Annotated in this window: 21 protein-coding genes and 2 pseudogenes; 7 read left to right on the forward strand and 16 right to left on the reverse strand. The window is 72.5% G+C overall.

Annotation, left to right across the window (positions count from 1 at the left end):
• Positions 1 to 6 precede the first annotated feature (6 nt).
• From ACY8FT_RS05870 to ACY8FT_RS05885, 4 genes and pseudogenes are all read right to left on the reverse strand, one after another.
• Positions 7 to 702 (reverse strand): annotated as a pseudogene (locus ACY8FT_RS05870) (DUF222 domain-containing protein); the annotation flags it as partial.
• A 199-nt stretch (positions 703 to 901) separates the two neighbouring features.
• A complete protein-coding gene (locus ACY8FT_RS05875; RefSeq protein ID WP_462417974.1) occupies positions 902 to 1,921 on the reverse strand; it encodes a co-chaperone YbbN in 1,020 nt (339 codons plus the stop codon).
• Between the two features lie 58 nt (positions 1,922 to 1,979).
• Positions 1,980 to 2,297: a thiamine-binding protein gene (locus ACY8FT_RS05880; RefSeq protein WP_462417975.1), complete on the reverse strand. Its 318-nt coding sequence runs from the start codon at positions 2,295 to 2,297 to the stop codon at positions 1,980 to 1,982.
• A gap of 5 nt (positions 2,298 to 2,302) precedes the next feature.
• On the reverse strand, positions 2,303 to 3,505 hold the full coding sequence (locus ACY8FT_RS05885; protein ID WP_462417976.1) for an acetyl-CoA C-acetyltransferase: 1,203 nt from the start codon (positions 3,503 to 3,505) through the stop codon (positions 2,303 to 2,305).
• A gap of 129 nt (positions 3,506 to 3,634) precedes the next feature.
• Between ACY8FT_RS05885 and mce the strand changes: the two genes are divergently transcribed.
• Together mce and ACY8FT_RS05895 are read left to right on the forward strand one after the other, a co-directional pair.
• Positions 3,635 to 4,075, forward strand: coding sequence for a methylmalonyl-CoA epimerase (gene mce / locus ACY8FT_RS05890; RefSeq protein ID WP_462417977.1), 441 nt, complete (start codon positions 3,635 to 3,637; stop codon positions 4,073 to 4,075).
• A gap of 28 nt (positions 4,076 to 4,103) precedes the next feature.
• Positions 4,104 to 5,186: an AI-2E family transporter gene (locus tag ACY8FT_RS05895; RefSeq protein WP_462417978.1), complete on the forward strand. Its 1,083-nt coding sequence runs from the start codon at positions 4,104 to 4,106 to the stop codon at positions 5,184 to 5,186.
• A 56-nt stretch (positions 5,187 to 5,242) separates the two neighbouring features.
• Here ACY8FT_RS05895 and ACY8FT_RS05900 read toward each other — a convergent pair whose 3' ends face one another.
• The 5 genes from ACY8FT_RS05900 to bioA form a co-directional block, all read right to left on the reverse strand.
• Positions 5,243 to 6,913, reverse strand: a complete 1,671-nt coding sequence (locus ACY8FT_RS05900; RefSeq protein ID WP_462417979.1) for a ribonuclease J — start codon at positions 6,911 to 6,913, stop codon at positions 5,243 to 5,245.
• Between the two features lie 181 nt (positions 6,914 to 7,094).
• The gene (locus ACY8FT_RS05905; RefSeq protein ID WP_462417980.1) at positions 7,095 to 8,204 is read right to left on the reverse strand and encodes a cytochrome P450 family protein; all 1,110 of its coding nucleotides are present in this window, start codon (positions 8,202 to 8,204) and stop codon (positions 7,095 to 7,097) included.
• Between the two features lie 11 nt (positions 8,205 to 8,215).
• Positions 8,216 to 8,941 (reverse strand): dethiobiotin synthase, encoded by a 726-nt coding sequence (bioD, locus tag ACY8FT_RS05910; RefSeq protein WP_462417981.1) that lies wholly within the window; start codon positions 8,939 to 8,941, stop codon positions 8,216 to 8,218.
• Complete coding sequence (locus ACY8FT_RS05915) at positions 8,938 to 10,149, reverse strand: 8-amino-7-oxononanoate synthase (protein ID WP_462417982.1); 1,212 nt, start codon at positions 10,147 to 10,149, stop codon at positions 8,938 to 8,940. The genes bioD and ACY8FT_RS05915 overlap by 4 nt, the downstream gene beginning before the upstream one ends.
• Positions 10,146 to 11,528 (reverse strand): adenosylmethionine--8-amino-7-oxononanoate transaminase, encoded by a 1,383-nt coding sequence (gene bioA, locus ACY8FT_RS05920; protein ID WP_462417983.1) that lies wholly within the window; start codon positions 11,526 to 11,528, stop codon positions 10,146 to 10,148. The genes ACY8FT_RS05915 and bioA overlap by 4 nt, the downstream gene beginning before the upstream one ends.
• 114 nt (positions 11,529 to 11,642) lie before the next feature.
• Between bioA and ACY8FT_RS05925 the strand changes: the two genes are divergently transcribed.
• Positions 11,643 to 12,437, forward strand: coding sequence for a thymidylate synthase (locus ACY8FT_RS05925; protein ID WP_462417984.1), 795 nt, complete (start codon positions 11,643 to 11,645; stop codon positions 12,435 to 12,437).
• A 42-nt stretch (positions 12,438 to 12,479) separates the two neighbouring features.
• A complete protein-coding gene (locus ACY8FT_RS05930; RefSeq protein WP_462417985.1) occupies positions 12,480 to 13,505 on the forward strand; it encodes a dihydrofolate reductase in 1,026 nt (341 codons plus the stop codon).
• 19 nt (positions 13,506 to 13,524) lie between these two features.
• Here the strand turns inward: ACY8FT_RS05930 and ACY8FT_RS05935 are convergent, their stop codons facing one another.
• A complete protein-coding gene (locus ACY8FT_RS05935; protein ID WP_462417986.1) occupies positions 13,525 to 13,899 on the reverse strand; it encodes a PhzF family phenazine biosynthesis protein in 375 nt (124 codons plus the stop codon).
• 50 nt (positions 13,900 to 13,949) lie between these two features.
• Positions 13,950 to 14,195 (reverse strand): annotated as a pseudogene (locus ACY8FT_RS05940) (PhzF family phenazine biosynthesis protein); the annotation flags it as partial.
• A gap of 104 nt (positions 14,196 to 14,299) precedes the next feature.
• Here ACY8FT_RS05940 and ACY8FT_RS05945 point away from each other — a divergent pair.
• The gene (locus tag ACY8FT_RS05945) at positions 14,300 to 15,733 is read left to right on the forward strand and encodes a selenium-binding protein SBP56-related protein (RefSeq protein WP_462417987.1); all 1,434 of its coding nucleotides are present in this window, start codon (positions 14,300 to 14,302) and stop codon (positions 15,731 to 15,733) included.
• Entirely contained in the window at positions 15,733 to 16,449 is a 717-nt protein-coding gene (locus ACY8FT_RS05950) for a hypothetical protein (RefSeq protein WP_462417988.1), read from the forward strand. The genes ACY8FT_RS05945 and ACY8FT_RS05950 overlap by 1 nt, the downstream gene beginning before the upstream one ends.
• A 43-nt stretch (positions 16,450 to 16,492) precedes the next feature.
• Here the strand turns inward: ACY8FT_RS05950 and paaE are convergent, their stop codons facing one another.
• From paaE to paaA, 5 genes are all read right to left on the reverse strand, one after another.
• The gene (gene paaE / locus ACY8FT_RS05955; RefSeq protein ID WP_462417989.1) at positions 16,493 to 17,608 is read right to left on the reverse strand and encodes a 1,2-phenylacetyl-CoA epoxidase subunit PaaE; all 1,116 of its coding nucleotides are present in this window, start codon (positions 17,606 to 17,608) and stop codon (positions 16,493 to 16,495) included.
• A gap of 85 nt (positions 17,609 to 17,693) precedes the next feature.
• Complete coding sequence (gene paaD, locus ACY8FT_RS05960; protein ID WP_462417990.1) at positions 17,694 to 18,236, reverse strand: 1,2-phenylacetyl-CoA epoxidase subunit PaaD; 543 nt, start codon at positions 18,234 to 18,236, stop codon at positions 17,694 to 17,696.
• Positions 18,230 to 19,174, reverse strand: coding sequence for a 1,2-phenylacetyl-CoA epoxidase subunit PaaC (gene paaC, locus ACY8FT_RS05965; protein WP_462417991.1), 945 nt, complete (start codon positions 19,172 to 19,174; stop codon positions 18,230 to 18,232). The genes paaD and paaC overlap by 7 nt, the downstream gene beginning before the upstream one ends.
• The gene (gene paaB, locus ACY8FT_RS05970; protein ID WP_462417992.1) at positions 19,171 to 19,458 is read right to left on the reverse strand and encodes a 1,2-phenylacetyl-CoA epoxidase subunit PaaB; all 288 of its coding nucleotides are present in this window, start codon (positions 19,456 to 19,458) and stop codon (positions 19,171 to 19,173) included. Before paaB ends, paaC begins: the two co-directional genes overlap by 4 nt.
• Positions 19,455 to 20,513, reverse strand: a complete 1,059-nt coding sequence (gene paaA / locus ACY8FT_RS05975; RefSeq protein ID WP_462417993.1) for a 1,2-phenylacetyl-CoA epoxidase subunit PaaA — start codon at positions 20,511 to 20,513, stop codon at positions 19,455 to 19,457. The genes paaB and paaA overlap by 4 nt, the downstream gene beginning before the upstream one ends.
• Positions 20,514 to 20,576: 63 nt before the next feature.
• On the opposite strand from paaA, the gene ACY8FT_RS05980 reads away from it, so the two are divergent.
• A complete protein-coding gene (locus ACY8FT_RS05980) occupies positions 20,577 to 21,785 on the forward strand; it encodes a heparan-alpha-glucosaminide N-acetyltransferase domain-containing protein (RefSeq protein ID WP_462417994.1) in 1,209 nt (402 codons plus the stop codon).
• Positions 21,786 to 21,830: the final 45 nt, after the last annotated feature.

The following is a 21,830-nucleotide window of genomic DNA, read 5'->3' on the forward strand; positions in this document are numbered from 1 at the left end:
CATCGTCACGATGAGGGTCGTGGACCCGGCCAGACCACAGCCGGCGGCCCGGCCCGTCTCGTCCGCTGCCTGGGCACGTTCGACGATCTCCAGCAGGGCGTCGGCACGGCGACGCCCCGGGCTCCGCGGGTCACGACGGGGCACGCCCGCCTCGTCGACCTCCTTGCGCGGTGCCGACAGGCCGTCGACCGCTGCCCGCAGACGCGCGGCGTCCGGCTGGTTGAGGTCCACCTGGAAGCGCACCAGCCCGGTGGGCAGGGTCCGTTCGGTGAGGGACGAGCACTCCTTGGCCAGATCGTCCCGGTCGTCCAGACGATCCCCACCGAAACGGGCCTGGACCTCACGGGACAGCTGCAGCAGGTCCCGGCTCGTGGTGCGCTGACCCAGCGTGTGCAGCCCAGCCGCGTGGCCAAGGAAGTAGCCCAGCACCTGGGCACGATCGGCCCCGGGCAGCAGCGGGAGGTTGCGGTCGGACTCCCGCAGCATGGTGTACCCCGCGGACACCGGGACGGAGCCTTCCCAGACGGCGTCCGCGAGGGGCACCGTGCCGGGTTCGCAGAGCGCCTCGGCCACCTGCGCCAGGGCGTGGGCGCGCCCGGGCTCGGTGATGCCCGCCTGCTCACGCACCCAGGCCGTGGACCCCGCAGACCGGGAGGCGTTCACGACTCCGCGCTCGTGGGCCTCCGCGGTGACGCCCGTCATGGCGGCCTCGGTGGCCCGCACCAGCTCCCCCAGCAGGCCGACGGCCGGAGCCAGGTCGTCCGATCCCACGCGCCACAGGAGACCACGGACCGCTCGCAGGTCGGCGGAGACGCCGGCGATGCGCTCGAACAGCTCCACCGGATCAGGTACCTGCGCCCTGCTCCCCTCCACCCCTGTGCCGGGCCGGACCGGACGCCCCTCAGAACAGTGCGCTCATGAGGCGACTGCGCGCCGTGCGCACCCGCGGGTCGGCCGAGCCGACCATCTCGAACAGCTCCAGCAGCCGCTCCCGGGCCGCGGTGCGGTCCTCGTCCGCGGTCACCTTCACCGTGTCGACGAGGCGGTCGAACGCGTCCTCCACGTGACCACCGAGCATGTCCAGGTCAGCCGCCTGCAGCTGCACCTCGACGTTCGCCGGCTCCGCGGCCGCCTGCTCGCGGACGGCCGTCGCGTCCAGCGCTCCGGCACGCTGCAGCAGCACCACCTGCTGCCGGCCCAGCCGGGCCTCCTCGTCGGTCGGCTCCTCGGCCAGACGGGCGTCGAACGCCTCGACGGCACGGTCGAAGTCGCCGGAGTCGATGGCGGTGTACGCCTCCTCCAGGCGCGGCGAGAGCGGCTCCTCCTGGGGAGCCTCCTGCGCCGTCGCCGCCTGCTCCGGCCCGTCGCCGGACACCGAGCCGGACACACCCGGCATCGCCCGGCCGGTCACGCCGTTCTGCGCGGCGGCCGAGAGCAGGTTCTGCATGACTGCCTGCACCTCGTCCTCGGGCTGCGCGCCGCCGTAGAGCGGCATCGGCTGCCCGTGCATGACCGCGATGGTCATGACCTCCGGCAGCCGCGGCATCTGGAAGGCCTCGAGCATCTCCGGGTGGGCGGCCACGTTCGCGGTGGCCAGCCGGTAGGCACCCTCGTGGGAGACGGCGACGCGCTCCATCATCTGCACGTACTCCAGCGCCCCGGGGATCTCCGGGCTCCACAGCACGAGCACGGCCGGCACGGTCGCCGAGTCCTGCAGCACCGCAGCGAAGGTGTCCAGGTCAACCGCGACGACGGTGGCCCGCGGGTCACCGGCCGGGACCGCCGACGAGGGGTCGCCCCCGGGGGCGGGCGCACCTCCGGCGGCCTGGCCACCGGAGGTCGCGGCCTGCACCTGCTGCTGCTTGAGGCCGGTCAGGTCGACCGCGCCGTGCAGGCCGCGGGGCATGGGCTGGGAGGTCATGCTTCCTCCTGGGAGGGATGGGGATCGGACGGGGCCCGTGGGCCCGATTGCCTCAACCTTACGAGGCGTCCGTCGATCCCTCTGCGAGGTGCTGCTCGACCCTCTGCACCTTCGCGTCCAACTGACCGGTCCACCCGGGCCGGACGTCCGCCTTGAGCACCAGCGACACCCGCGGCGACTCCGCCGCGAGGGTGTCCACGCACTCCTTGACGACCGCCATGCACTCGTCCCACTCCCCCTCGAGGGTGGTGAACATCGAGTCCGTGCGGTTGGGCAGACCGGAGGCCCGGACGATGCCCACCGCCCGGGCCACGGCCTCGCTCACGCCGCCGTCGGGGTCCTCCGAGGACGGGGCGATGCTGAAGGCGACCAGCACGTCGTTCAGGCCTTCGGCACGCGCACGACCAGGGCGTCACCCTGACCGCCACCACCGCAGAGGGCGGCCACGCCGACGCCACCACCGCGGCGCTTCAGCTCCAGCGCCAGGGTGTGCACCAGGCGTGCACCGGACATGCCGATCGGGTGACCCAGCGCGATCGCACCGCCGTTGACGTTCACCTTGTCCTCGCTGACGCCCAGCTCCTTGGCGCTGGCGATGCCGACGGCGGCGAAGGCCTCGTTGATCTCGAACAGGTCCACGTCCTCGACCGACAGGCCCTCCTTGGCCAGCGCGGCGCGGATGGCGTTGGCCGGCTGCAGCTGCAGGCTGGAGTCCGGGCCGGAGACGACGCCGTGGGCACCGATCTCGGCGATCCAGTCCAGGCCCTGCGCCTCGGCCTCGGACTTCTTCATGACGACCACGGCGCAGGCACCGTCGGAGATCTGCGAGGCCGAGCCGGCGGTGATGGTGCCGTCCTTGCGGAAGGCCGGACGCAGCCTGCCCAGGGACTCGGTGGTGGTGTCCGGGCGGATGCCCTCGTCGACGGTCACCTCGATCGGGTCGCCCTTGCGCTGCGGCACGCTCACCGGGGCGATCTCCTCGCCGAAGATCCCCTTCTCGGTGGCCTGCGCGGCGCGCTGGTGGGAGCGGGCGGCGAAGGCGTCCTGCTCCTCGCGGCTCAGCTCACCGCCGCGGTCCTCGTTGTTGGCCGACTCGGTGAGGCCGCCCATCGCCTGGTCGGTGAAGGCGTCCCACAGGCCGTCGAGGTCCATGTGGTCCTTGAGGGTCACGTCGCCGTACTTGAAGCCGCCACGGGACTTCGGCAGCAGGTGCGGGGCGTTCGTCATCGACTCCTGGCCACCGGCCACGACGCAGTCGAACTCGCCGGCACGGATGGTCTGGTCGGCCAGCGCGATGGCGTCCAGGCCGGACAGGCAGACCTTGTTGATGGTCAGCGCCGGCACGTCCATGGAGACGCCGCCCTTGACGGCCGCCTGGCGGGCCGGGATCTGACCGGCACCGGCGGTCAGGACCTGCCCCATGATCACGTAGTCGACCTTCTCAGGCGAGACCTTGCCGCGCTCCAGGGCCGCCTTGATGGCCACGCCGCCCAGCTCGGCGCCGGAGAGGCTGCCCAGGGCACCCTGCATGCGCCCCATCGGGGTGCGGGCGCCGGAGACGATGACGGTGGTGTTGTCGGACATGCTTCCTCCACGGGTTGGGCCGGGGCGCCGGTCGGTCTGCACGGCGGTCGCCGTCGTGCAGCGTAACCCGGATGTGACCGGAGACACTCCCGGTCCCCCGTCCCCGAGGCCGGCGACTACTGTGTGGCCATGCAGTCGACGCCGCAGCCCGGGACCCTGTTCACCGCCATCGACCACGTCGGTCTGGCCGTCTCCGACCTCGACGAGGCCATCGCCTTCCACCGTGACGTGCTGGGCATGGAGCTCGCCCACACCGAGGAGAACCCGGAGCAGGGTGTCCGCGAGGCGATGATGCGCATCGGCGACTCGCACATCCAGCTGCTGGCACCGCTGACGCCGGACTCGACCATCGCGAAGTTCCTGGACTCCAAGGGCCCGGGCATGCAGCAGGTGGCCTACCGCGTCGAGGACATCGAGGCCGTCTCGACCACCCTGCGCCAGCGCGGCCTGCGTCTGCTGTACGAGGCCCCCCGTCGCGGCACCAGCAACAGCCGGGTGAACTTCATCCACCCGAAGGACGCCGGCGGCGTGCTGGTCGAGCTGGTCGAGCCGGCCGCCGACTCCCACTGAGCCGGGACGCCGCCGTCCCCTCCGGCCCATGAGCACCCGCACCCCGGACGTGCCCCCGAAGCCCCGTGCCCGCCTGCTGGAGCACGGGGCCTTCGGTCTGGGCTTCGTCACGACCCTCGGGGTGCTCACGGCGCTGGGCGTGGCCGTGGCCGCCCGGCACCTGACCTTCGTCATCACGCTGGTCATCGTGCCGGTCTTCCTCGCGCTGACGCTCAACCCGGTGGTCGAGCAGCTGATGCGGCGGGGCCTGCGGCGCTCCGGCGCGGTGACCGTGGTGTTCCTCTGGCTGCTGGTGGCGTTCACCGGCATCGGGGCGCTGGTCATCCCGCCGATCGTCGACGAGTCGACCGCGCTGTTCTACGACGCGCCCACCTACACGCAGGCCTTCCTGGAGCAGGAGTGGATCCAGCAGGCCGACCAGGACTTCCAACTGACCGACCGCTTCCAGAACGAGCTCCAGAAGCGGGTGAACTCCGGTGAGCTCACCGGCCAGCTGACCGGCGGGGTCCTCGGCCTGGGACGGGTGCTGGCCACCGGTGCCTTCGGCGCGTTCACGGTGCTGGTCCTGACGCTCTACCTGCTGGCCACCCTCCCCCAGGTGAAGCGGGCGGGCTACCGGCTGGTCCCGGCCTCCCGGCGCGAGCGCTTCCAGCAGCTGGCCGAGGAGATCATGCGCCGGGTGGGCGGGTACGCCGCCGGCCAGTTCGCGGTGGCCACCATCAACGGCGTGTGCAGCTGGGTCGTGATGACCGTGCTCGGCATCCCGTACGCCGCCGTGCTGGCTGTGCTGGTCGGCTTCCTCGGGCTCATCCCGCTGGTCGGTGCCACGATCGGCGCCGTGGTGGTGGCTCTGATCGCGCTGAGCCAGTCCGTGCAGACGGCCCTGATCGTGTGCGCCTACTACCTGATCTACCAGCAGGTCGAGAACTACGTGATCGTCCCGAACATCATGAAGCGCACCGTCTCGGTACCCGGGGCCGTCACGGTGGTGGCCGCGCTGATCGGCGGCACCCTCGGCGGGATGCTGGGCGCTCTGCTGGCCATCCCGACCGCGGCCGGGCTGCTGCTCATCTACGAGGAGGTCCTGGTCCCCCGCCAGGCCAGGCGCTGAGGGGCGCTCGGGACACACGAAGGGCCCCGCCGCAGCGGGGCCCTTCGTGACGGGGATCAGGCGTTGATGACCACCGGGATGATCATCGGGCGACGCTTCAGCTTGCCGCCGATGTAGCCGCCCATCGCGCGGCGAACGACCTGCTGCAGCTGGTGCACGTCGGTGGTGCCCTTCAGGCGGGCCTCCTCCAGGGCCTGCTCCACCTTCGGCACGGCGCGCTGCAGGATCTTCTCGCCCTCGGAGACGCCGCGGGCGTGCACGTCCGGGCCGGACAGGATCTTGCCGGTCTCCGGGTCGCGCACCACGACGATGGACACGAAGCCCTCGTCGCGCAGGATGCGGCGGTCCTTGAGCAGCTCCTCGTCGGAGGTGCCGACGTTGCCGCCGTCCACGTACACGTGCGCCGCCGGGACCTGGCCGACGATCTTCGCCTGCCCGTCCACGAGGTCGACGACGACGCCGTCCTCGGCCACGACGACGTTCTCGTCCGGGATGCCGGTCTGCTTGGCAAGCTCCGCGTTGGCCAGCAGGTGGCGCCACTCGCCGTGGATCGGCATGACGTTCTTCGGCTGCACGATGTTGTAGGTGTACAGCAGCTCACCGGCACTGGCGTGGCCGGAGACGTGCACCATCGCGTTGCCCTTGTGCACCACGTTGGCACCGAGCTTCATGAGGCCGTTGATGACCTTGTAGACCGACTTCTCGTTGCCGGGGATGAGCGAGCTGGCCAGGAGGACGGTGTCGCCCTCCTCCACCTCGATCTGGTGGTCCTGGTTGGCCATGCGGCTCAGCGCGGCCATCGGCTCGCCCTGCGACCCGGTGCAGATGAGCACCACCTGGTGCGGGGGCAGCTTGGCCAGCTTCCGCACGTCCACCAGCACGTTGTCCGGCACGTCGAGGTAGCCCAGGTCCGAGGCGATGCCCATGTTGCGGATCATCGAGCGACCGACGAACGCCACCTTGCGCCCGGTCGATGCCGCGGCGTCGAGCACCTGCTGCACACGGTGCACGTGGGAGCTGAAGCAGGCGGCGATGATGCGTCGGTCGGACTTGGCGAAGACCCGCTCGATGGCCGGGGCGATGTTGCGCTCGGGGGTGGTGAAGCCGGGCACGTCCGCGTTGGTCGAGTCGGTGAGGAAGAGGTCCACGCCCTCCTCACCCAGTCGGGCGAAGGCCCGCAGGTCGGTGATGCGACCGTCCAGCGGCAGCTGGTCCATCTTGAAGTCACCGGTGAGCAGCAGCGTGCCGCCGGGGGTGTGCACGAACACCGCGAGGGCGTCCGGGATGGAGTGGTTCACCGCGACGAACTCGCACTCGAACTTGCCGAAGTTCTCGATGTCGTCCTCGCGCACGGTCAGGGTGCGCGGGGTGATCTTGTGCTCCTTGCACTTCGCCTCGATCAGCGCGAGCGTCAGCTTGGAGCCGACGACCGGGATGTCGGGCTTGTTCTTGAGCAGGTAGGGCACGGCGCCGATGTGGTCCTCGTGGCCGTGGGTGAGCACCAGGGCGACGACGTCGTCCCACCGGTCGTCCAGGTACTGGAAGTCCGGGAGGATCAGGTCGACGCCGGGCTGCTGCGCGTCGTCGGGGAAGAGCACACCGCAGTCGACGATCAGCAGCTTGCCGCCGTACTCGATCACGGTCATGTTGCGCCCGACCTCGCCCAGTCCGCCGAGGGCGACGACGCGGACGCCGTTCTTCGGCAGCTTGGGGGGCTCGGTCAGCATCGCGCGAGGTGTCATGTGGTTCCTTCGTCCGGGGTCGTGTGGTCAATCGTTCGTGGGTGCCCGCCACCGGTCATCGATGCCGTGGCTCGTGGGCAGGGAAACTCTGGGGCGCGTCGGGCCGGGACCCGGCCGGTGTCTCTGGGACCGCGCACGGCACCCACGGTACTCGGAACCGCAGGGGTCAACCGCGCCGGGGCGCGCCGACCCGGACCGCACCGGGCGCCGCGAAGGAGAAGAGGTCCACCGGTGGCGCCTCACCGCGCAGCTCGACCGCAGCGAGGACGGCACCCACGGCCGCCACGACCTCCTCGGCCTCCGCGCGGGCCAGGGGCGCGCCCAGACAGCGGTGTGCTCCGACCCCGAAGGCGAAGGCCCCCGGGCGCCCGACCCCGGTGAGCTCGACGGCCACCGTCTCCCCGGCCGCGACCTTCACCCCCTCGTCCTCCGGGCCCAGACGCGCGTCGGTGGCGGCACGACGCCTCCACCGCGGCACGGACGAGTGGTGCGCGAGCGCCTCCTCGACCACCTGCCGCGGGCTGGCCGAGAGGCGGGCCCACTCCTGCGGGTCGCCTGCGGCCCGGTGCAGGATGCCGGCGAGCAGCCAGCGGGTCGTCTCGTGCCCGGCCACGAGGGTGAAGAAGGCCGCCGAGGCGACGACCCGGTCGTCTGGAGTCGCCTCGGCCAAGCGGGGCAGGAGTCCGTCCTGCTGTGGTCTCTCCTGGTTCGCCCCACCCCGGTGCGACGCTGCCCGCACCGCCCGCAGCTCGGCGCGGATGGCCGCGTACAGCTCCGCGCAGTGCGCTGCCAGCTCGACCTGCCGCTCGTCGGTGGACGTCCCCCAGAAGAGCTCCAGGGCCGGGGCGGCGCTCGTGCGCAGCAGCTCGACCGGGATCCGCGGCCCCACCCCGAGCATCTCCACCATCACGGCCAGCGGCAGCTCCCCGGGGCCGGTGGTCGCCAGGTCCACCTCCCCGTCGCGATCCAGCAGGTCACGGGCCCGCAGCGCTCCTTGCTGGGCGAGCTCGGCGATGCGGGGCCGCCACCGTCGCACCGCCGCGGCGTCCATGAGCGGGGCCACCGCGGCCCGCAGACGCGGGTGGTCGGGCCCGTCGTTGTTGGCCAGCGCCGGCGGCAGCGCGAAGCCCACCCGGGCCAGCACCCGCAGCGCCGCGGGGCACAGGCGGCGGTGGGCCACCATCGCCCCGGCGGGGCTCCACGTGCCCGGGTCGAGCAGGACGGCGGTGCCGAGGCCCGGATCGACGGCGGTGGGCACGCCGTCGTGCAGGCGCACCGGGCACCGGCTCACGGTAGACGCACCCACTCCCGGGCTCCCTGACGGAAGGCGACCGGGTCGAGCGCACCGGCCCCTGCGGGCACCTCCCCCAGCACCGGCCGACCGGTCACCCGGGGCAGGTCCCGGCGGTTGCACCGCTCGGCCAGGTCCGGGTCGGTCGACGCGGCCCCGACGACGAGGCCGGCCACGGGCAGGTCCCCGAGCGCCTCGACGGTGAGCGCGGCGTGGTTGAGCGTGCCGAGCCCGGCCCGCGCCACGACGACGGTCTCGACCGCGACGCCACCGACGTCGGCGCCGGCCTCGACATCGGCCTCGACGAGCTGCCGCACGAGATCACGCAGGGTGCCGCCCTCCGCATCGGCCTCCACCAGCAGCCCACCGGCCCCCTCGACCACCACCAGGTCGTTCCCCGGGTCGGCTGCGAGCGCCACCACCCGGGCGACGTGCTCGGCCACGGTCGGCGCAGTCACCCCGGCCCGGCGCGCCGCGGTCGCCGGGGCCAACGGCTCGGGCAGGCGGACGCCCTCGGAGACCTCCAGCTCGGACGGGTCCCCCAGGAGGCACTGCACGGTCTGCACGTCCCCCTCCTCCCCGGGGGCGACACCGGTCTGGGTCGCCTTGTGCAGGTGCACCCGCAGGCCGGCGTCGAGGGCCCGTGAGACGAGCGCAGCGGTCACCACCGTCTTGCCGACCTCGGTGTCCGTCCCGGTCACCACCAGCACGCGCGCGCTCATGCCTCTCCTCCTGTCGATGTGCCCACGGGGTCCTGCTGCTCCACGGGCTCCCGGTGCTCCGCGGGGTCCTGCGCCGCACCCGGCAGCGAGGCGAGCACCGCCTCCGCGCGGGCGAGCGCGTCGTCGTCCAGGCCGGCCGATGCGGTGACCCGCAACCGGGAGACCCCGTCGGGCACCGACGGCGGCCGGAAGCAGCCGACCGCCACACCGTCCCGGGCGCACTGCGCCTGCCAGGCCAGGGCCGTGGCGGGGTCCGGTGCCTCGCGGGCGATGACGGCACCCGGCCGCCGGTCCGCCGCCGCACCGGGTCCGGCCACCACCCCCAGCGCCGAGGTGAGACGGGCACGGACGGTGTGCAGCCGCTCCACCCGCTCCGGCTCGGCACGCAGCACCCCCAGTGCCGCCCGGGCCGCCCCCACCGAGGCCGGCGCGAGCGCCGTGTCGTAGATGAACGGGCGGGCCGTGGCCGCCAGGTGCTCGATGACCGCCGGGGCACCGAGGACGGCCCCGCCCTGGCTACCCAGGGCCTTGGAGAGGGTCACGACCTGCACCACATCCGGGTCATCGGCCAGACCCGCCCCGGCGGTGGAGCCACGGCCGGCGCCGGTGACGCCGAGTCCGTGGGCCTCGTCCACCAGCAGCAGTGCACCGGCCCCGCGGCAGACCTCCGCGAGCCCGGCGAGGTCGGTGGTCTCCCCCGTGACCGAGTCGACGGACTCCACGGCCACCATCGCCCGCGGCTCGGTGCGCTCCGCCAGGGCCGTGCGCACGGCCTCGAGGTCGCCGTGGGGCACCATCTCCACCCGGCCACGGCACAGGCGCAGCGCGTCGTGCAGGGAGGCGTGCACCCGGGCGTCAGCCACCATCAGGGTCCCCCGGTCCGCGAGCGCGGTGACGGCGGCGAGGTTGGCGAGGTACCCACTGGAGAGCACCAGTCCCCGCTCGGTGCCGCACCAGTCGGCGAGCTCGGTCTCCAACGCCGCGTGGGCCGGGGTCGTGCCGCTCACCAGGCGGGAGGCGGTGGCACCCGCCCCGTGCTCGGCCAGCGCCTCCCGGGCACCGGCGAGGACGCGCTCGTCCCGCGCCAGCCCCAGGTAGTCGTTGCCGGCCAGGTCGATCATGCGCGGGTCGCGAACCCGTGGGCGCCTGGTCAGCCCTCGCCGCTCGCGCACCGCCGCCGCCCGCTGCAGGTGCTCCGACCAGCTCACCGGCCGACCGCCTCGGCGACGGCGGCCACCATCCCGTCGGCGATGGTGGCGACCTCCTCGGGCGTGGCGACGTACGGCGGCATCGTGTAGACGAGCGGCCCGAAGGGGCGCACCCACACGTCGTGGGCCAGCGCGGCCTCGGTGACGATCGGCAGGTCGACCGGGGCGGCCGCCTCGAGGACGCCGACCGCGCCGAGCACTCGCACGTCGCGGATTCCGGGCAGGTCCAGGGCCGGTGCGAGGTGCTCGCGCAGCGTCGCCCCGACGGCGGGCACCTGCGTCCGCCACGTGCCGCGGCCGATGATGTCGAGACTCGCGTTCGCCGCGGCGCAGGCCAGCGGGTTGCCCATGAAGGTGGGGCCGTGCATGAGCGCCCCGGTGGCGTCGACGGCCTCGGCGACCTCGTCGGTGGCCAGGACCGCCGCGAGGGTGAGGTAGCCGCCGGTGAGCGCCTTGCCGACGCAGAGCACGTCGGGCACCACCGGGCCCGCGACCGGGTCGACGGCCTCGGCGTGGTCGGCGCCGAAGAGCGTTCCGGTGCGCCCGAAGGCGGTGGCGATCTCGTCGAACACCAGCACCAGGTCGTGCTCGTCGGCGATCTGCCGGAGCACGTGGAGGGCGCGTGGGTCGTAGGCCCGCATCCCACCGGCGCCCTGCAGGACCGGCTCGACGACGATGCCGGCCAGCTCGTGCGCGTGCTCGGCAGCCAGCCGACGGGTCTCCTCGGCCCAGGCAGCGAGCTCGGCACCGGCGGCCTCGGCCGGGTCAGTGCCACTCACGGGCTCGGCGGCGTCCCGGCCCGCCGCCAGCGAGGTCTCCCGCCACAGCGGCGGGCGCGGGGCGAAGACGTGCTCGGTGAGCGTGCCGCGGAACATCCCGTGCATGCCGTTGTCGGGGTCGCACACGCCCATCGGCGCCAGGGTGTCGCCGTGGTACCCACCGGCCACGGTGAGCATCCGGTTCCGCCCGGTGCGACCCCGACCGAGCTGCACCTGGGCGCAGACCTTCAGGGCCACCTCCACCGAGACCGAGCCGGAGTCGGCCAGGAACACGTGGCGCAGAGCGTCGGGGGCCATGTCGACCAGCCGCTCGGCGAGCTCGACGGCCGGGGCGTGCGTCAGGCCGCCGAACATCACGTGGCTGAACCGGTCCACCTGGGCGTGCAGCGCGGCGTCGAGCTCCGGGTGCCGGTAGCCGTGGACCATGCACCACCAGGAGGCCATCGCATCGAGGGGCCGTGTGCCGTCGGCCAGGTGGATCCGGCAGCCCTCGGCGCCGACGACCTCGCGGGGCGGGACGGCCCCGGAACGCACGGAGTACGGGTGCCAGAGCACCCGGGTGTCACGGAGGGCGACGTCGGAGGTGGTGGGGTGAGTCACAGGCGATGACCCTAGTCCTCGCTGTGGGCGCCCTGCGGCCCGGTCACAGCCAGGGGTTCACGAGGTCGACCCCGCCCGTCACCACCCCGCCCGCGACGGGGGACAATCTGCCCCATGCGCCAGTACCTCGACCTGCTGACCGACGTCCTGGAGAACGGCACGCCCACCGACGACCGCACGGGCGTGGGCACGCTGGCCGTGTTCGGTCGGCAGACCCGGTTCGACCTGCGGGAGGGCTTCCCGCTGCTGACGACCAAGCGGGTGTACCGCAAGGGCGTGGTCGGCGAGCTGCTGTGGTTCCTGCGCGGCGACACGAACGTGCGCTGGCTGCAGGAGCGGGACATCCACATCTGGGACGAGTGGGCCGACTCCGACGGCGAGCTCGGACCGGTCTACGGGGCGCAGTGGCGCTCCTGGCCGGCACCCGACGGCGACAGCATCGACCAGATCGCGAAGGTCGTCGAGGCGATCCGAGCCAACCCCGCCTCGCGCCGCCACGTCGTGAGTGCCTGGAACCCGGCCGAGGTGGACGAGATGGCCCTGCCGCCGTGCCACACGATGTTCCAGTTCCACGTCGCGCAGGGGCGCCTGAGCTGCCAGCTGTACCAGCGCAGCGCCGACGTCTTCCTGGGCGTGCCCTTCAACATCGCGTCCTACGCGCTCCTGACCCACATGGTGGCCCACGTGACCGACCTGGAGGTCGGCGACTTCGTGCACACCTTCGGCGACCTGCACCTGTACGCCAACCACGTCGAGCAGGCCCGCGAGCAGCTCGTGCGCGAGCCGCGCCCGCTCCCCCGGCTGGAGCTCAACCCGCAGGTCCGACAGCTCGACGCCTTCGACCTGGACGACGTGACCTTCCACGGCTACGACCCGCACCCGGCCATCAAGGCCCCCATCGCGGTCTGAGCGATCACTCCTCGCCGCGCCGGCACCTGCGAGACTCATCCCATGCCCTCCCCGCGCTTCCAGGTCGTCCCGTCCTCCTACGTCGTCATGCTGCGCGACGGCGCCTCCGGACCCGAGGTGCTGCTGCAGCTGCGCCGCGGCACCGGGTACATGGACGGCTGGTGGGCGTGCGGGGCCGCCGGGCACGTGGAGGCCGGTGAGTCGATGCTGCAGACCGCCGCCCGCGAAGCCCGTGAGGAGCTCGGCATCGAGATCGCAGAGGAGGAGCTGCAGCCGCTGACCTCACTGCACCGCCACATCGCGATCTCCTCCCCGCTGGAGGAGCGCCTGGACTTCTTCGTGCTCGCACGCGACTGGTCCGGCGAGCCACGGCTGATGGAGGCCGACAAGGCCGTCGACCTGCGCTGGTGGCCGCTGGCGGACCTGCCGGAGCGCACCGTCCCCCACGAGGCACAAGCGCTGGGGCTGCTGGACGGCAGCGGCGAGGCGGCGCACTCCCCCACGAGCACCGCATCCCTGGACCTGTCGGCCGTGCCCGCGATGACCACCCGTGGCTTCGAGCAATCCCTCACCCTGGTCGTCGCCGTCGGAGAGAACCGCGCCATCGGCCGGGACGGGCAGCTGCCCTGGCACCTGCCTGGCGACCTCAAGCACTTCAAGGACACCACCCTCGGCGGCGCGATGATCATGGGCCGGCGGACCTTCGAGTCCATCGGCCGTCCGCTGCCGGGGCGCACCACCATCGTCATGACCCGCGACACCGACTGGCTGCCCGGCGGGCCGATCGACCCCTGCGAGCGCGAGGCCGGCCCCCGGTTCCCGCAGGTGCTCGTGGCCCGTTCCTGGGCCGAGGCGCTGCTCATGGCCGGTGACGGTGAGGTGTTCGTCCTCGGCGGCGAGGGCGTATTCCGTGAGGCCCTCCCCCACGCCGGCCGACTCGTCATCACGGAGGTGCGGCAGTCCCCGCAGGACGCCGACACCTTCTTCCCCGAGATCGGGCCGGAGTGGCGGGAGACCTCCCGCCGCCCGGGTGAGGGCTTCGACATCGTGGAGTACCGCCGGGGCTGAGTCGGCGCAGCCCACCCCATCAGTCCGTCCGCAGCTCCCCGGTCACCCGGGTGACGCAGCGGCCACCGATCCAGACGTCCTGACCGTCGTCGTGGACCTCGATGCGCCCTGCCCGCCCCACCCGGCTCCCCTGGGCCGCGACGTAGCGCTCGGGCACCCGCCCGCGTTCCCGCATCCACTGCGCGACCGAGGCGTTGAGGCTGCCGGTGACCGCGTCCTCGTGCACCTGCGTGAGGGCGCGCACCTCGTAGGCGACACCCGCGGCGGGGTCCTGCTCCAGACCGACGAGCCCCGCCCGCAGACCGGTACCGACGAGTGAACCTCGCACGGCGCGGACCGCGTCGGCGCCCTCGAGCTCCACCAGGGCCCACTGCGGCCCGTTGCTGCCCCGCACTCCTGCACGACCACGTGCGCATCCTGCGGCACACCCCCGGCCGCCAGCCACGCGTGCGCCGCACCCAGCGTGGGGTGCCCGGCGAAGGGGTACTCGACCTCCGGCGTGAGGATGCGGACCCGGTAGTCCGCCGCGGGATCGGTGGGATCCAACAGGAAGGCCGTCTCGGAGAACTGCGTCCACCGGGCGATGGCACGCAGCTGCTCGTCCCGCAGCCCGTCGGCGCCGTGCACCACGGCCAGTCCGTTGCCCGTCAAGGGCCCGGTGCAGAAGACGTCGACCTCGCTGAAGCGCATCCCGTCAGGCTCGCACGCCCTGGTGCCGCAGATCACAGCGGCCGGATGCCGAAGCACTCACCCCGACATGTAACACTTACTTTCCGAATCAATCATCCCTCAGCATGTTGGAGAGCGCAGTGCCCAAGACCTCGTGGAAGCCCGACGACAGCCTCTACCCCTCCCCCGCGATGGCTGCCGAGGCGCCCGCCGAGAAGCTCGCGTACGTGGCCACCTTCCAGTTCGACGGCGCCGAGCAGGCCGACGCCCTGGCGGTGGTCGACGTCGACCCCGAGAGCGCCGAGTACGGCAAGGTCGTCGGCTGGGGCGAGATGCCGCACATCGGCGACGAGCTGCACCACCACGGGTGGAACGCGTGCTCCACCGCCCTGTGCCCGGCCAACCCGCACCCCCACGTGGAGCGCCGCTACCTGATCCTCATGGGTCTGCGCTCGAACCGCATCTACTTCGTCGACGTGAAGGAGGACCCGCGCAACCCGCGGATCGCCCACACGATCGAGCCGGAGGAGTACACCGCCAAGACCGGGTACTCCCGCCCACACACCGTCCACTGCGGACCCGAGGGCCTCTACGTCACCAACCTGGGCTCGGCCGACGGCGACGAGGGCCCCGGCGGCATCGCGCTGCTGGACCACGACACCTTCGAGGTGATCGGCCCGTGGGAGAAGGACCGCGGCGAGCAGTACCTGGCCTACGACTTCTGGTGGCACATCAACCACGACGTCATGATCACCAGCGAGTGGGGCACCCCGCGCCAGGTGGAGAACGGCGTGGTGGCCGAGGACCTCGTGGGCGGCAAGTACGGCCACAAGCTGCACTTCTGGGACATGCGCAGCCGCAAGAACATCCAGACCTTCGACTTCGGCGCCGAGAACCAGATGGCCCTGGAGCTGCGCCCGGCGCACGACCCGGACCAGCAGTACGGCTTCATCGGCATCTGCATCAACAACCAGGACCTCTCGGCCTCCATCTGGGCTTGGCAGCGCGAGGGAGACCGGTTCGAGGTGACGAAGGTCTACGAGATCCCGGCCGAGCCGGTGGACGACCCGTCCGTGCTGCCCGACCTGCTCAAGCCCTTCGGCGCCGTCCCGCCGCTGGTGACCGACATCGACCTCTCGGTGGACGACCGCTTCCTCTACGTCTCGTGCATGGGCACCGGTCAGGCCATCCAGCTCGACGTCTCCGACCCGATGAACCCGGTGAAGGTCGGTGAGATCCGCCTCGGCGGCATCGCCACCCGCGCGGCCCACCCGGCGGCCCCGGACGAGCCGTTGCGCGGCGCCCCGCAGATGGTGGAGATCAGCCGCGACGGCAAGCGCGTCTACTGGACCAACAGCCTCTACGGCGCCTGGGACGACGACTTCTACCCCGAGGGCGTCGGCTCCTGGATGGCCAAGGCGGACATCGACACCGAGAACGGCGGCATGGTGCTCGACGAGCGCTTCTTCCCTCACGGTGAGGACTTCCGCGGCAACCGGGTGCACCAGACCCGTCTGCAGGGTGGGGACGCCTCCAGTGACTCCTACTGCTTCAGCTGATGACGGGCGCCTCCCCGATGCAGGGGACTCCCCTGCCCACCCACGGCGGGCACGAGCACGCGAGCGGCCAGCTCGACCTCGGCGACTGGCTGGCCAGCGCCGGGCTGGGGGCCTTCCACGGGCTCAACCCCGGCATGGGGTGGCTGTTCGCGGTCTCCTACGGCCTGCAGCAGAAGAGCCGGCGGGCGCTCCTGGGCGCCATCGTCCCGATCGCTCTGGGGCACGAGCTCTCGGTGCTGCCCACGGCCCTGGTGGTGGCGCTATTCGCCGGGGCCGTCTCCCACGCGGTGGCCCTGGCCGTGGTGGCCGTGGCCCTGCTGGTCTTCGGTGTCTACCTGCTGGGCCGGCGCCGGCACTTCCGCTGGGTGGGCATGCGCCTGTCCTTCTGGGAGCTCACCTGGTGGTCGTTCCTGATGTCCACGACCACGGGAGCCGGACTGATGCTCGCTCCCGTGGTGGTGGGGGCCAACGCGCCCGATGCCGACGGGCTGACGCTCGCCCTGGGCAGCGCGATGTGGCAGGCGGCCCTGCTGGCCCTGGTGCACGCGCTGGCGATGGCGGCGGTCTCGGCAGTCATGGCGCTGGCGGTGTACGAGGTGCTCGGGCTGAAGGTGCTGCGCAGTCACTGGGTGAACCTGGACCGGCTGTGGGCCTGGACCTTCGTCCTGGCCGGCGTGATCGTCGCGATCACCTGGGGCGTCGCACTCCTGCGCTGAGCTCCCGAACGCGCCGCTGGCGCCCGGCTCGGACGCCCGCGGATCAGACGTCGAAGTCGATCTCCACGGCGTCGGTCACCGGGTGGCTCTGGCAGGCCAGGACGAAGCCGGCCTCCACCTCGTCGGGCTCGAGGGCGTAGTTGCGGTCCATCCGCACCTCGCCCTCGAGCACCTTGGCCCGGCAGGTGCCGCAGACGCCGCCGGTGCAGGAGAAGGGCGCGTCCGGCCGCTCGCGCAGCGTGGCGTTCAGGATCGTCTCGCCGTCCTTGCTCGGCATCGGAACCTCGCCCCGACGACCGTCCAGCGAGACGGTCACCACGGCCTCCGGCGGGGCGGAGGTGTCCACCGGCTCCGGCGCGGACTGCGGCGGCGCGTCGTCGACGTGGAAGACCTCGTGGTGCACGACCTCCTCGTCGACCCCACGCTCCCCGAGCAGCTCCCGGGCGTCCTCGACCATGCCGAAGGGGCCGCACAGGTACCAATGGTCCACCGAGTCGACGCCCACGAGGGCGTCCAGGATCTGCTCCAGCCGCGCCTTGTCGAGGCGACCGTTGAACAGCTCCACCTCCTGCGGCTCGCGGGAGAGCACGTTGATCAGCTGAAACCGGCCGGGGTACAGGTTCTTGTAGTCGGCCAGCTCCTCCAGGAACATGATCGAGTCCGTGCGCCGGTTGCCGAAGAGCAGGGTGGCCCGCGAGTTCGGCTCCTCCTCCAGCAGCGTCCCCAGCAGGGACATCACCGGCGTGATGCCGGAGCCCGCCGCGACGGCCACGTGGTGGCGCACCGCCTCGGGCTGCGAGGGGTTCACGAAGGTCCCCATCGGGGTCATCACCTGCAGCTCGTCCCCCACCTGCGCGCCGTCGACCAGCCAGTTGCTCATGACGCCCCCGGGCACCCGGGAGACGGCCACGCGCACCTGCCGGTCACGCAGCGCCCGGGAGCGCGGCAGGCAGATCGAGTACGAGCGCCGCACGTCCTCCCCGTCGATCTCCGCGCGCAGGGTGAGGTGCTGCCCCGGCTCGAACACGAACTCCGAGGCGAGCTCCTCGGGCACGTCGAAGGTGATCGCGGCCGAGGAGTCCGTCAGCTGCTCCACCTGGGCCACCCGCAGCGGGTGGAAGGTCGCGCGGCGGCGGGTGGGGGCGTTCAGGGGGCTCATCTCTCTCCTGGTCTCGCGTTGTCTCGGCACCCCGGTCTCCGGGGCGGTGCGGCCGCCGGGCCGCGGTGGTGCAGGGGCGGTGCTGTCAGAGGGGCTTGAACTCGTCGAACGGCTCCCGGCAGGCGCGGCAGCGGCGCAGCGCCTTGCAGGCGGTGGAGCCGAAGCGGGCGAGCTCCTCGGTGTCTCTCGACCCGCAGGCGGGGCAGGCGACCTGCCGCACCTGCAGCCGCAGGCCGACCGGACCCACCCCGCCGTCGTCGGGTCGCTGTGCAGGCCCCGGGGGCGCGATGCCGAAGGCGCGCAACTTCTCGCGGCCCGCCTCGGTCATCCAGTCCGTGGTCCACGGCGGATCGAGCTGCCGGTGGACGACCGGCTCCCAGCCGCGCAGCGCGATCGCGCGGGCGGCCTGCCCCTCCATGACCTCCATGGCGGGGCAGCCGGAGTAGGTCGGGGTCATGGTGACCGTCACGGTCCCGGCCTCCTCGTCGGCCTCGACCGAGCGCAGCACGCCCAGGTCCGCCAGCGTGATGACGGGGATCTCCGGGTCCGGGATCGCCTCCAGCGCCGCGAGGACCTCCTCGCGCGCAGCGCGCGAGGAGCCGGGAGCGGCGCCGGAGGCAGTCACCACGACGCGCCGGGGTGGGCGCGCGCGACCGACTGCATCTCGGCCAGCAGGTAGCCCAGGTGCTCGGAGTGGATGCCGGTGCGACCACCGGCGGCGTACCACCGGCCGGCCTCGGGACGCTCCAGGGTGGCGCGGCGCAGCACACCGGTCACGAGGTCCTCGACGGCCTCGCGGACGCTGCTCGGCAGCACCCCCAGACCGCGCTCGGCCGCCGCGGTGGTGACGGGGTCGTCCTCGAACAGTTCGGCCACGTACGGCTCGACGGCCTCCAGCGCGGCCTTCGTGCGGCGGGTGGACTCCTCCGTGCCGTCGCCGAGGCGGATCACCCACTGGGCCGCGTGGTCGCGGTGGTACTCGACCTCCTTGAGCGCCTTGCGGGAGGCAGCCACCCCGGTGGCGTCCGCACCCTCCAGGCACACGAGGGCCGCGTGGGTCTCGCACTGCACCGCCGCGAACCACAGGAGCCGCACCATCTCGTGGCCGAAGTCGCCCCGGGGCTGCTCCGCCAGCCAGCGGTTGCGGAACTCGCGCTCCTCGCGGAAGTAGGCGAGGTCGTCCTCGGCCAGCTCCTGCACGCCCGGCAGCAGGGCGGGATCCAGCTCACCGACCCGGGTGTAGAGGGTGCGGGCCTGACCCACGAGGTCCAGGGCGACGTTGCCCAGGGCCATGTCCTCCTCGATCTGCGGGGCACGGCTGATCCACTCCCCCAGCCGGTGCGCGTAGACCAGGGCGTCGTCGGCCAGGCCCAGCAGGTAGCGCGCGGAGAGCTGCTCGTCGGTCATCGAGGCCGCGTCACCGGCCGCGTCCCAAGGGGCGGGCGCACGCCCGACCGTCTCCGGGGTGGTGGGCACCGGGGCGCCGGGCTCGGCCTCGAAGCGCTGCGGCTCCTTCGGGGCGGTGCCGGGAGTGGCCTCGGTCGTCGTGGTGTCCTCGCCGCTCACAGGTACTCCACGTCCTCGGGCACGTCGTAGAAGGTCGGGTGCCGGTACACCTTGTCGGCCGCCGGGTCGAAGAAACTGTCGCGCTCGTCGGGGCTGTTGGCCGTGATGTCCTCGGCCTTCACCACCCACACGGACACGCCCTCGCCCCGGCGGGTGTACACGTCCCGCCCGTTGCGCAGCGCCATCTCGGCGTCGGGCGCGTGCAGCGACCCGACGTGCGTGTGGTTGAGCCCGCGCTTGGCACGGACGAAGACCTCCCACAGGGGCCAGGCCTGCTCGCTCATGCGGCCACCTCCTCGTTGTCACGGGCCTGCTTGGCCGCGTGGGCCGTCGCGGCCTCACGCACCCAGGCGCCCTCCTCGTGCGCCCGCACCCGGTGCGCGATGCGCGGTGCGTTCATGGGCCCGTTGCCCTTGACGACCTGCCAGAACTCGTCCCAGTCGATCTCGCCGAAGTCCCAGTGACCGCGCTCGGCGTTCCAGCGCAGGTCGGCGTCGGGCAGGGTCAGCCCCAGCTTCTGCGCCTGCGGGACGGTCATGTCGATGAACTTCTGCCGCAGGTCGTCGTTGCTGAAGCGCTTGATGCCCCAGGCCATCGACTGCTCGGTGTGCCCCCCGGAGGCGGCCTCGCCGGTGTCCGGCGGGCCGAACATCATGAGCGCCGGCCACCAGGTGCGGTTCACCGCGTCCTGAGCCATCTCCTTCTGCTCTTCGGTGCCCTGCATGAGCGCCCAGAGGATCTCGAACCCCTGGCGCTGGTGAAAGGACTCCTCCTTGCACACCCGCACCATCGCGCGACCGTAGGGACCGTAGGAGCAGCGGCACAGCGGCACCTGGTTCATGATCGCGGCGCCGTCCACGAGCCAGCCGATCGCACCGGCGTCCGCCCAGGTGAGCGTCGGGTAGTTGAAGATCGAGGAGTACTTCTGCCGGCCGCTGTGCAGGCGGTCCAGCATCTCGTCGCGCCCCATGCCGAGCGTCTCGGCGGCCGAGTAGAGGTACAGGCCGTGACCGGCCTCGTCCTGCACCTTGGCCATGAGGATCGCCTTGCGGCGCAGGCTGGGCGCGCGCGTGATCCAGTTGCCCTCCGGCTGCATGCCGATGATCTCGCTGTGCGCGTGCTGGGCGATCTGCCGGATCAGGGTGTCGCGGTACTCCTGCGGCATGTCGTCGCGCGGCTCGATGCGCTTGTCCGCGGCGATGAGCTCGTCGAAGTATGCGGCGTCCCCCTCACCGCGGTCCATCTCCCCGGCGGAGTGCGCCTCCAGCGCGTCCGAGTACTCGCTGGTCTCGGCGGCGTTCAGGGGCTCGTCCGGGACGTCGAAGTCATTGCCGTACATGAACTCATTATCGAGCACCGCGTGTGACGGAGCAAACACCCACCCACCTGAGAGGATCACCGCATGTCCGCCGCCGTCCTCTCCTGCGCCGATTCCGCACCGACGCACCGAGGTCGGCGACGCCGCCCGAGACTGCGGGGCATCGACCTCGCGCGCACGGCGGCGATCGTGGGCATGGTCGGGGCCCACCTGAACGTGCGGCCCGTCGAGGACCCCTGGGGGGACCCCGGGTGGATCGTCATCGGCCGGGCCTCGGCCCTGTTCGCGGTGCTCGCGGGGCTGTCCATCGCCCTGGTCACCGGCCGGGAGACGCCGCTGCGCGGTGATTCCCTGCGGGACGCCCGCATCAGCCTCGCGGTCCGGGCCATGCTCATCTACCTCATCGGGCTGCTGCTGACCACGCTGGAGTCCGGCATCGCCGTGATCCTCCCCGCCTACGGGGCCATGTTCCTGCTCGCCGTCGGCCTGGTCCACGTCCGCGTCCGCACGCTGGCGGCGTGGGCGGTCGGCTGGGCGCTGGTCGCGCCGTGGGTCGGCTCCCCGCTGCGGGCCTGGGTCGCCGACCCGAGCAGCAGCATCCACTCCCTGCCCGACCACGGTGGGTGGCTGGCCACGACCGAGCAGCTCCTGCTCAGCGGGTACTACCCCATCGTCTTCTGGTTCGGCTACTTCCTGGCGGGCATGACGATCGGCCGCCTGGACCTGACGCGCTTCGGCGTGCAGCGGGCGCTGACCCTGGGCGGCATCGCGCTGGCCACCGGCACCTGGCTCGTCAGCCGCGCGATCACGGCGGTGCCCGCGGTGCAGGAGCGCATGCTGGCCACCTGGCACGGCGAGCCCGTCGCGGACTTCACGACGATGGACCTGCAGGCCCGCCACGGGCTGCACGGCCAAGCACCGTCGGACTGGGTGTGGCAGTTCACCCTGTACCCGCACGGCTCCACGATGTTCGACCTGCTGCACTCGGTCGGCACCTCCGCGGCGGTCATCGGGGCCGGCCTGGCGGTCGTCTCCCTCTGGCCGCGGGTGCGGCTCCTCTGGGAGCTCGTCGGCGCGATCGGGATGATGAGCCTGACCGCGTACACGATCCACATCGTCGTGCGCACCTGGTACAACGCGTCGGGCGACTACGGCGTCGAGGTCTTCCTGATCCACCTGGCCGCCATGGTCGTGGTGGCCGTCCCCCTGTGGGCACTCGGCTGGCGGGGCCCCCTCGAGGCCTTCGTCTCACGCACCTGTCGGGGCATCACCCGGGTCGTCACCCGCCCCTGAGGCGCCTCCTCGCCCGGTGCGCTCCAAGGGCCCGCCGTGCGGTCG

Source organism: Kytococcus sp. Marseille-QA3725 (assembly GCF_054950055.1).

Bases quoted from the DNA above. Each gene is read 5' to 3' on its own strand.
- ACY8FT_RS05950 (WP_462417988.1), top strand. From the start codon at position 15,733: ATGACGGGCGCCTCCCCGATGCAGGGGACTCCCCTGCCCACCCACGGC.
- ACY8FT_RS05925 (WP_462417984.1), top strand. From the start codon at position 11,643: ATGCGCCAGTACCTCGACCTGCTGACCGACGTCCTGGAGAACGGCACG.
- ACY8FT_RS05980 (WP_462417994.1), top strand. From the start codon at position 20,577: ATGTCCGCCGCCGTCCTCTCCTGCGCCGATTCCGCACCGACGCACCGA.
- mce (WP_462417977.1), top strand. From the start codon at position 3,635: ATGCAGTCGACGCCGCAGCCCGGGACCCTGTTCACCGCCATCGACCAC.
- ACY8FT_RS05945 (WP_462417987.1), top strand. From the start codon at position 14,300: ATGTTGGAGAGCGCAGTGCCCAAGACCTCGTGGAAGCCCGACGACAGC.
- paaA (WP_462417993.1), bottom strand. From the start codon at position 20,513: ATGTACGGCAATGACTTCGACGTCCCGGACGAGCCCCTGAACGCCGCC.
- paaE (WP_462417989.1), bottom strand. From the start codon at position 17,608: ATGAGCCCCCTGAACGCCCCCACCCGCCGCCGCGCGACCTTCCACCCG.
- bioD (WP_462417981.1), bottom strand. From the start codon at position 8,941: ATGAGCGCGCGCGTGCTGGTGGTGACCGGGACGGACACCGAGGTCGGC.
- ACY8FT_RS05930 (WP_462417985.1), top strand. From the start codon at position 12,480: ATGCCCTCCCCGCGCTTCCAGGTCGTCCCGTCCTCCTACGTCGTCATG.
- paaB (WP_462417992.1), bottom strand. From the start codon at position 19,458: ATGAGCGAGCAGGCCTGGCCCCTGTGGGAGGTCTTCGTCCGTGCCAAG.
- ACY8FT_RS05900 (WP_462417979.1), bottom strand. From the start codon at position 6,913: ATGCTGACCGAGCCCCCCAAGCTGCCGAAGAACGGCGTCCGCGTCGTC.
- ACY8FT_RS05885 (WP_462417976.1), bottom strand. From the start codon at position 3,505: ATGTCCGACAACACCACCGTCATCGTCTCCGGCGCCCGCACCCCGATG.
- ACY8FT_RS05895 (WP_462417978.1), top strand. From the start codon at position 4,104: ATGAGCACCCGCACCCCGGACGTGCCCCCGAAGCCCCGTGCCCGCCTG.
- ACY8FT_RS05875 (WP_462417974.1), bottom strand. From the start codon at position 1,921: ATGACCTCCCAGCCCATGCCCCGCGGCCTGCACGGCGCGGTCGACCTG.